The following is an 8,217-nucleotide window of genomic DNA, read 5'->3' on the forward strand; positions in this document are numbered from 1 at the left end:
TTTTGCAGAACGCATCGTCGCTTCTGAGGCGGCTCTCAGATTCCCTTTTTCTTTCTTGTAGCGCATGTAATTTCTGCGTCTCTTTGCAGCTCTTAGTTCTTTCATCGTGAAAGAGAGCATATATCTGCGGTCTCTTTTTTGTGATTTCGCTCGGCACCTTCCTTCTTTTTGGAAAGGGCAATCTTCACAAATTTCAGGGTCAAAATGCCCTTGCCAGCCGCTGGTTCTGGCTTTTTTCACGGTTACGCTTTGCTCATGTGGACAAGTAATCTTCGTGGGGAACCCTTCTTCATCTTGCTCAATTTCAAATTCAGATAAATGGAGTTTTTCCGGATTTCCTTTGGTGCCACGAATGGCAGTTTGGATAATCTCGACCGATAAATCTTCCAGGATCGGATCACTCTCTTCGCCACCGTAGCCGCCATCCAGGTAGATTTTCTCTACATTTGTCCGCTCTTTCAACCCAGGCAAAACCGCAGCCAGCATTTTGTCGTCATCCACATTGTTGGGTTCAACTTGCACGGCGGTGACTAACTGGATTTCGTTTTCAGGGTCACAGGTCTCGGTAATATTGGCGACATAGCCTTGATAGCTTTTCCCTGCCTTTTTTCGATAGCTGGCTTCCAGATCATCGACTGATTGCAGACTGCTCGATGATATTTCTTCTTTCTCTTTGAGCTTGGGTTCTTTTTCTACCAACTTGAAATGTTCTGAGAAGAGACGCGCCAAAACTTGATAAGCGCTTTCTTCCACATAAGACGCCTCTAATTCTTCTAAAAGAGAATGCATCGTTTTGCCAACTGCTTGAAGATGGTTGCTGTTCGCCTCGGCACCTTTCACTTTGTAGCCATATTGATCAGAAGAGCCTTTCATATAGGGAGCGTAGAATGCTTCCAAACGAGACTTATCCGCTTCGCTCAACATCCGCTGTGTGCGTTGGATCCCTTCTACCAACAATCGAAGGCGGCTTGAGTTCACAATATTACTCGCTATCTGAGTAGAATCCATGCGCTGGATACTTGTCTCTATCGGAAATGAAGCGATTTGAGCATCGGTTATTTCTGTAAAGGCACTCTCCAATAAGTTCTCGCCTGCTTTGAGATAGTAGCTACTTAATCTGTCTCGAAAATAGTAGAGCGTACGAATCGCAAAGGAACCCTCTCGTAAATCGCGGTAACCCAAAGCATAACGTACCTGTACATCAAAGAGAAAACGCTCATATAGTTCTTCATCACTCCAGCCTTTCCCTGCCTTAAGGATTTCCAACCCAACCAAGACATTGATTGGAACATTCGGGCGAGAGCCTATTTCTGAATATAAAATCGAAAAAGCGTCTTCAGATATCCGGCAGAAAACTTCCCGATAAAATGTGCCTGCCCATGAGCTTTCAAGCATGGCACGATGCTTCTCTGGCAGTTCTGCTACCGTGCTGAACATCTCTGACTGTAAGTGGTCTTGGTTAGGTTTGAACATGGAGCAATTATATTAAACTTTTCCCCTTTTGAGGAGGGTCAGCTTGGGCTTTTTGCAGTGGAGTCAATGGTCAAATTTTTCTGTTTTTTTAGATTCAATCAATCATAAGTCGTAAAAACCTGGTGGATTCCTACAAATCTATCAGGTTTTTTTTCTTCCATTTTTAAAGGAGTGCTAATGGAAACATCCTGGGATGATCGTTATGCCTACCGCATGAAATCAATGGAAAGCTCATTCATTCGAGAGATCCTTAAGCTGACCCAACAACCGGATGTGATCTCTTTTGCAGGGGGCTTGCCCGCGCCAAAGATCTTCCCCGTTAAAGAATTTCAGGAAGCCGCTTATCGTACCCTGGAAGAAAATTCAGAAAAAGCCCTTCAATATGGCACTACCGAAGGATATCTCCCTTTGCGGGAAATGATCGCAAAACGCTCGGCGCGCTATGGATTGAAAGTTAGAGCGGAGAATATCTCAATTACCTCCGGGTCACAACAGGCGCTTGATCTGGTTGGCCGCCTTTTCATCGATCGTGGTGACAAGATCATCGTTGAGAATCCCACCTACCTTGGCGCCACTCAGGCATGGAACGCCTACGGTGCAGACTATCTTCCCGTTTCCATGGACGAAGAAGGGATGATCACCTCAGAACTCGAGAAAGCTCTTCACAAGGGCGCGAAATTCATCTATGTTTTGCCGAATTTCCAAAACCCAAGCGGCGTGACCCTGAGTTTGAAACGCCGCAAGGAACTTGTCGCGTTGGCCGACCGTTATAGAACACCAATTATTGAGGATGATCCCTATGGGCAGATCCGCTTCGAGGGCGAGCATATCCCTCCCGTCGCTGTTGTGGATAGCGAATATCGCGGCCAAAATGGTGGCTCTTATGATGGAAATGTGATCTATCTCAGCACCTTCTCAAAACTACTTGCCCCTGGTCTCCGTATCGCCTGGGCGATTGGCGCAGAAAGCGTTATGCGCAGATTGGTTCAAGCAAAACAAGGTGCAGACTTGCATACATCCAGCTTTAATCAAATTGCGGTTTACGAAGTGAGCCAAAACGATTTTCTCGACAAGCATGTCGCAGTAATTCGGGCCACCTACAAAGAACGTCGTGACGCCATGCTCGAGGCAATGGATGAATTATTCCCCGTTGAAGTTAAGTGGACGCATCCTGAAGGAGGGATGTTCCTTTTCGTGACCCTCCCTGAGGGGATGGATGCGATGAAACTCTTTGATAAGGCTGTTGAGAAAAAAGTCGCTTATGTGCCTGGAAGCGTTTTTCATCCCCTGGGTGGCGGCGAGAATACAATGCGGATGAATTTCTCTTTCCCCGATCCGGATACGATCCGTGAGGGCATTGCCCGATTGGGAAAGCTGTTGAAAGAAGAGATTTACGCAAAACAGGATTTCCCCGTTTAAATTTATAAGGGGCGACCGGCCGGTCGTCCCCTACGTTTTTTTAATTTTGAAGAATATCTGCCAATTCGGTAAATGAGGTGATCCTTGTGCAATCTGCATCCGGGAAGATGCCTCTTGGATCATATAAAACAGGAATGAGCCCGGCGTTACGCGCACCGACCACATCCGCATAATAATTATCGCCAATATAGATCGTCTCTTCAGGGGCAAGATTAAAATCTGCCAGCAATTGATCAAAAACTTTGGGGTCTGGTTTCCACGAACCGATATCTCCAGCAGCCATTATTTGGTCGAAGTATTGGTCCAGAGATAATTCCACCATTGTTTCCATAAATGGACTTCTGCGATTTGAGAGAACTGCCAGGGTATAGCCTGCTGAGCGAAGCGCGGGTAAAACCTCGTATAGCTCTGGTGGCACCCAATTTTTTGGGTCATACTCATTCATCATGTGCTTGTTGATCAGCGGGTAAAAAGTTTCAATTTGTTCTGGTGTTGCCCCAAGTTTTTCCAACCTGAGCTGTGCATAATTATTCCAAAAGGCATGGTCGTTCTGATCATCTTTGAATTTGGCTGTATCACGCATTAGCTCCGAGGATTGCGCCCAGTAATAATGTTCCCAGCGTCCTGTTTCCCGCTGCTTCTCATCGCTGATGGGCAAACCCAATTCGATCGCCTTCTCAGTAAAAATATCGGAACCAAGCGGAACTGTGTGTCGAAGGGTTCCATCCAAATCGAAAAAGATGGCCTTGCACCCTTTTGTAGAAACGACCATATTTAGCCCCCGATCTCGCTCATCACGCGGTTCAACGGGATGACGCCATCTTCCAAACCATGCCCCCAGGGCTTCTCCCAAATTGTTTCGAGAATGAGCTTGCGCAGCTCTTCGAGGCTTGCCCCGGCACGGAGTGGGGTGAGCAGATCCACTTCTTTTTCGCGGAGCAGACACATCCGGAGGACGCCATCGGATGTCAGCCGTGCCCTTGTGCAGGATGCACAAAATGGCATGGTGACCGAGGCAATAAAACCAATATCTCCGAGACCATTTTTGAAACGGAAAAGACGTGCCTCCCCATCCAGCTTACCGCCATTGACGACTTCCAGCGGGCCGTGCGCAGCCTCAATTTGCTCCTGAATTTGAGCAGCGGTGACCATTTGAGTCAATTGGATTTCGGTTGCTCCGGCGAAGGGCATCATTTCAATAAAGCGAACTTGCCAGGGGTTTTTGACTGTCAGCTCGGCAAGATCAACCACGTCACCTTCATTGTAGCCTGTCACGACCACAGCGTTGAGTTTGACAGGAGTCAGCCCGGCAGCTTCGGCGGCTTTGATTCCATCTATCACCTCGTTCACTTTTCCCCAACGGGTGATACGTTTAAACTTATCAGGGTCGAGTGTGTCGATACTGATATTTACGCGCTCGAGACCTGCATCAGCCAGAGGTTGTGCCAATCGGGACAGAAGCAAACCATTCGTCGTCATCGAGACAGATTTAATTCCCTCGGTCTCGGCGATGCCGCGGACGATATCCACAACATTTGCGCGGATGGTTGGTTCACCACCCGTCAAGCGGATTTTGTTAATTCCCAAACTTGCAAAGAGGCGGGTGAGCGTAATAATTTCATCATCCTGCATTAGCTCTGCGTTGGGCCTAAAGGTCATATCTTCGGGCATGCAATAAATGCAGCGCAGGTTGCAACGGTCAGTCAGGCTGATGCGCAGGTAGTGAATATTCCTTCCGAAACGGTCTATTGCCATGGGTCTTTACCTTAAAATGACACTGGAATCATCAGATATTTATACTCAAAAGAGATGAATGCTCCTGAAAGTGTGTTGGACCAGTTATTGTAAATTATTGTCTCATTATACCCATTTTTTTAAAGAGAAGCTGAGAAATATTTCATTCCTATTAATCTTTCGGTTAAGGTAACTACACGGTCTCTATCAAGATGGGACGCGGATTCTCACTGATAAGGTAGATTTACACGGATTTTAAAAACCTTTTTTCTTTTCTCCTTGAAAATCCGCAAAAATCAGGTCGAATCCGTGTTCTGTTTTTGCCATGCTGAGTAGTTACCGGATAAGTACATCAAAAGGAGAGAATTCTTTTAAAGAAAAAGCGAAGGATTCAAAACCTCCGCAATATTTCTTTTATTAGACTTCTTGCAAAAGCCCCTTTTTGAGACTGCTCCAGCCGCCGTCCTTTGCGTAGCATCCTTTAGGGCGGCGGCGGGGACGCCGCCAAGAGCACATATGCAAGAGGTCTATTCTAAATCTTCAGGCTAGGCCCTCAGGAATTCATCAAATTCCCTTAAGTCCACCCGCGCGGAGAAGTCAAGTGTCAACGGTGTGACAGCAACCTCGCGATTTTTATTCATCACGTAAACATCTGAATCGGTAGGCTCATTTGAAAAATCGCTCCTGCTACCATAACTGATCTCATTCCACTTCTTGCCTCCCTCATTTTTTTCAGTCACAATCGAATGGTAATAGGGATAAGGGCTTAGTCGAGATGTCTGCCAGGGGGTTTCTGGTGTTGCGTCCCGGGGAACATCCACTTTGAGCAAATTGGCATGTTCTGGAAAATCTTTCTCGAGGAATTTGCCCGCAAAATAGGCTGCAAAATAGGCCGCGCTGGAAAAATCAACCTCATTGGAATAGGAAAGGTGATGCTCCCTATCTGTTTCCAGGGAGATCGCCAACGCCGGGATGCCCAAGGCAACCGCTTCCATTGCGGCTCCCACCGTTCCGGAAACACTGACGCCCAAGGCAAGATTCTCACCATAATTAATGCCCGAAACTACCAGATCAGGTTTGGTATCCATGATCAGTAAAATACCATGCTGCACGGCCTGCGCCGGGCTGCCCCCTACGGCGTAAACCCTCCAATCCTGGCCGTTGATATGCACCATTTCTTCTTCAATTTTTCCGTCTGAAGTAGAGGGCATGGAGCGCCCCATCCCCGAAGATTGTTCGCGAGGCGCGGCAACGGTCACAAAGGCAATCGCAGAAAGGGCTTCGGCAGCTGCCCATAAACCGGGCGAGCGGATCCCATCATCATTTGTCAGTAAAATTTGTTTTTTTACCATCATTCCCTCACCCTGGCCCTCTCCCAAAGGGAGAGGGAACTTAACGAAAAGAAGCGGGGATTTCCCGCTTCCAAGTGCCCTCGGCGCGATTCGAACGCGCGACCTATTGCTCCGCAAGCAAGCGCTCTAATCCACTGAGCTACGAAGGCGTTAGCGGATGGTATTCTAATCGAGATTATATATAGGGTCAAGGAAGATGTCATTGCGAGCTGTCATTGGCAGCCCACAATGACAACGCCATTTATTATCATTTCGAACTTTGATACTTCCGAAAATGATTTTGATTTGGATGGCTGCGGGTCACACTCTTTTTGAGCTTGCTTCAGACCAGGATGATAAATCCACACCCAGAAAATCGACTAGCTCATCGTTCCATGGACGGTAGAATTCTTCCAGTTTTTTACGGCTGGCGTCGTCGATTGATGGTGCTGAGAAGCGAACTTTTTTGCCCCAAAAAAAGAGCCGACGCAATTTGGCGGGGATATATTTTTGGTAGGCCGGTTTGCGGATGAGAATCTGATAAAAGATATTCATCCAAACTTCGGTTGGATTGAAGGCCTGATCAATATCTTCGCTCTGGAAATCTGTGTTCACACCGAGGAATTTGAAGATGCGCTGATAGAAGGTTTCGGGGGCTGTAAGCATTTCTTCAAAAGGCAGGATGAGCAAATTTTTACGTGGGAAATACTCAAGATAATTCCTGATATAGCGCATATAAACGCCACGGCTGAAATAGCCGATTTGATCGGGGTGATATTCATCGCTGAGATAGAGATCGAGCGCCTCGGCAAAGGTATGCGGCTCGTTGAGATGACGGCGATTATCCCAATATTGGGAGATGGCGCGCCTGATCGGGTCCCGGACTGTCAGGATCAGTTTCACGTCTGGGAGGAGGTCATGGATGCGGGCGGGCGCCTCGGGGTGGCAGATATAACCGGGAGAGGCCTCTCCCCGGGCAAGCTGATCGGCAGAATCCGAAAAATGCTCGGCATAGGCCTCGGGGCCGCGCGCGTACTCCTCATCCTTGAAAAAGAAGTTGATCTCCTTTTTCTCCGCCATAAAGATCTGGGGGTGTTGATTCAGAATATGGTGAATTGAGGTTGTTCCCGCTTTTTGGGAACCAATAATGAGGAAGGTTGGGAGCATATTTGTTTTTTCTTACCACAAAGGCACAAAGGGCACTAAGAAATTCTTTGTGTACTTTGTGTCTCCGTGGTGAAATTCAAACTTCATTAAGTGGCGCAAAGCCTTCACCTAAAGCTTCGTGTGCTTGCCCGATAACCATAAAGGCATCAGGGTCGGCTTCGTTGACAATTCTTTTCAGGCGCATGGTTTCAGGACGGGTGACAACGCAATAGAGAATGGTACGTTCTACCCCAGTATACGCGCCTTTGCCGGGCAGCAGGGTGACACCGCGATCGAGGGTTTGAAAAATTTGCTCAGAAACGAGTTCCGGTTCAGAGGTGATGATCATTGCCGTGCGGACAACACTGAGCCCTTGTGAGGCCGTTTCGGTGACGATCCCGCTCACATAGAGGGTGATCAGGGCGTAGAGAGCTTCTTTCCATCCAAAGACGAAACCCGCTGTAAGAATGACGGCTGAATCGACCATCAAATAACTTTGCGAAATGGGGATGCCTCGCCAGCGATTGAGGATGCGGGCAAGAATATCGCTGCCCCCGCTTGTCCCCTGACCTCGATAGACGATACCATATCCGATCCCGCTGACGAGTGCGCCATAGAGCGAGTTGAGCAGGATATCGTCGGTGATCCCCTCGGGGGGCAGGATCAGGGTGAGCGCGTCCACAAGAAAGGAAAAGGTCGCGACCGCGAAGGCAGTCCGGATGATGAATTTCCGCCCGCCAAGAAAACGCCATCCCAATGCGAAAAGGGGGATATTCCCAACCAGCACCATAACACCGATCGGCCAGCCGGTGCCGTGGTTGATCAGCTGGGAAATCCCGCTGACCCCACCGCTGGCAAGATTGGCCGGGATCAGGAAGAGACGCAAACCAACAGCCTGGATGAATGCGCCGAGGGTGATCAGGGAGAAGTCGCGCAGGGTGGGGTAGAGTTTTTTCATGGGGGGGGGAAGTGAGAAGTGAGAAGTGAGAAATTTACTTCTTTGTTGAATTAAATTCAATCAGTTTTCCCCAATCAACTTCACCGCTTTCAAGACAAAATGGTATCATCTCAATAATTTGGGGTAGATGAAAAAGACCAACCCAAATTGAGTTCT

At 48.0% G+C, this 8,217-nt stretch carries 7 protein-coding genes and 1 tRNA gene; 1 reads left to right on the forward strand and 7 read right to left on the reverse strand.

Annotation, left to right across the window (positions count from 1 at the left end; all coding sequences use genetic code 11):
* A partial coding sequence (locus tag AC3DOM_RS13130) for a hypothetical protein (RefSeq protein ID WP_487919504.1) occupies window positions 1-1,473 on the reverse strand: 1,473 nt, incomplete at its 3' end.
* Between the two features lie 177 nt (window positions 1,474-1,650).
* Between AC3DOM_RS13130 and AC3DOM_RS13135 the strand changes: the two genes are divergently transcribed.
* A complete protein-coding gene (locus tag AC3DOM_RS13135; RefSeq protein ID WP_487919505.1) occupies window positions 1,651-2,892 on the forward strand; it encodes an aminotransferase-like domain-containing protein in 1,242 nt (413 codons plus the stop codon).
* 40 nt (window positions 2,893-2,932) lie between these two features.
* On the opposite strand, the gene AC3DOM_RS13140 is transcribed toward AC3DOM_RS13135, so the two are convergent.
* From AC3DOM_RS13140 to AC3DOM_RS13165, 6 genes are all read right to left on the reverse strand, one after another.
* Window positions 2,933-3,745, reverse strand: a complete 813-nt coding sequence (locus AC3DOM_RS13140) for an HAD family hydrolase (protein WP_487919506.1) — start codon at window positions 3,743-3,745, stop codon at window positions 2,933-2,935.
* Entirely contained in the window at window positions 3,667-4,647 is a 981-nt protein-coding gene (moaA, locus tag AC3DOM_RS13145; RefSeq protein WP_487919507.1) for a GTP 3',8-cyclase MoaA, read from the reverse strand. Before moaA ends, AC3DOM_RS13140 begins: the two co-directional genes overlap by 79 nt.
* A 524-nt stretch (window positions 4,648-5,171) precedes the next feature.
* Window positions 5,172-5,978 (reverse strand): 5'/3'-nucleotidase SurE, encoded by an 807-nt coding sequence (gene surE / locus AC3DOM_RS13150; RefSeq protein ID WP_487919508.1) that lies wholly within the window; start codon window positions 5,976-5,978, stop codon window positions 5,172-5,174.
* Window positions 5,979-6,053: 75 nt separating this feature from the next.
* A tRNA-Arg gene (locus AC3DOM_RS13155) sits at window positions 6,054-6,127 on the reverse strand.
* Window positions 6,128-6,278: 151 nt separating this feature from the next.
* Complete coding sequence (locus AC3DOM_RS13160; RefSeq protein WP_487919509.1) at window positions 6,279-7,124, reverse strand: sulfotransferase family protein; 846 nt, start codon at window positions 7,122-7,124, stop codon at window positions 6,279-6,281.
* Between the two features lie 76 nt (window positions 7,125-7,200).
* Complete coding sequence (locus AC3DOM_RS13165; RefSeq protein ID WP_487919510.1) at window positions 7,201-8,061, reverse strand: YitT family protein; 861 nt, start codon at window positions 8,059-8,061, stop codon at window positions 7,201-7,203.
* Window positions 8,062-8,217: the final 156 nt, after the last annotated feature.

The sequence above is a fragment of the Candidatus Desulfolinea nitratireducens genome, from assembly GCF_982879505.1.

Coding starts and splice junctions, on each gene's coding strand:
- AC3DOM_RS13135 (WP_487919505.1), top strand. CDS start 1,651: ATGGAAACATCCTGGGATGATCGTTATGCCTACCGCATGAAATCAATG.
- surE (WP_487919508.1), bottom strand. CDS start 5,978: ATGGTAAAAAAACAAATTTTACTGACAAATGATGATGGGATCCGCTCG.
- AC3DOM_RS13160 (WP_487919509.1), bottom strand. CDS start 7,124: ATGCTCCCAACCTTCCTCATTATTGGTTCCCAAAAAGCGGGAACAACC.
- moaA (WP_487919507.1), bottom strand. CDS start 4,647: ATGGCAATAGACCGTTTCGGAAGGAATATTCACTACCTGCGCATCAGC.
- AC3DOM_RS13165 (WP_487919510.1), bottom strand. CDS start 8,061: ATGAAAAAACTCTACCCCACCCTGCGCGACTTCTCCCTGATCACCCTC.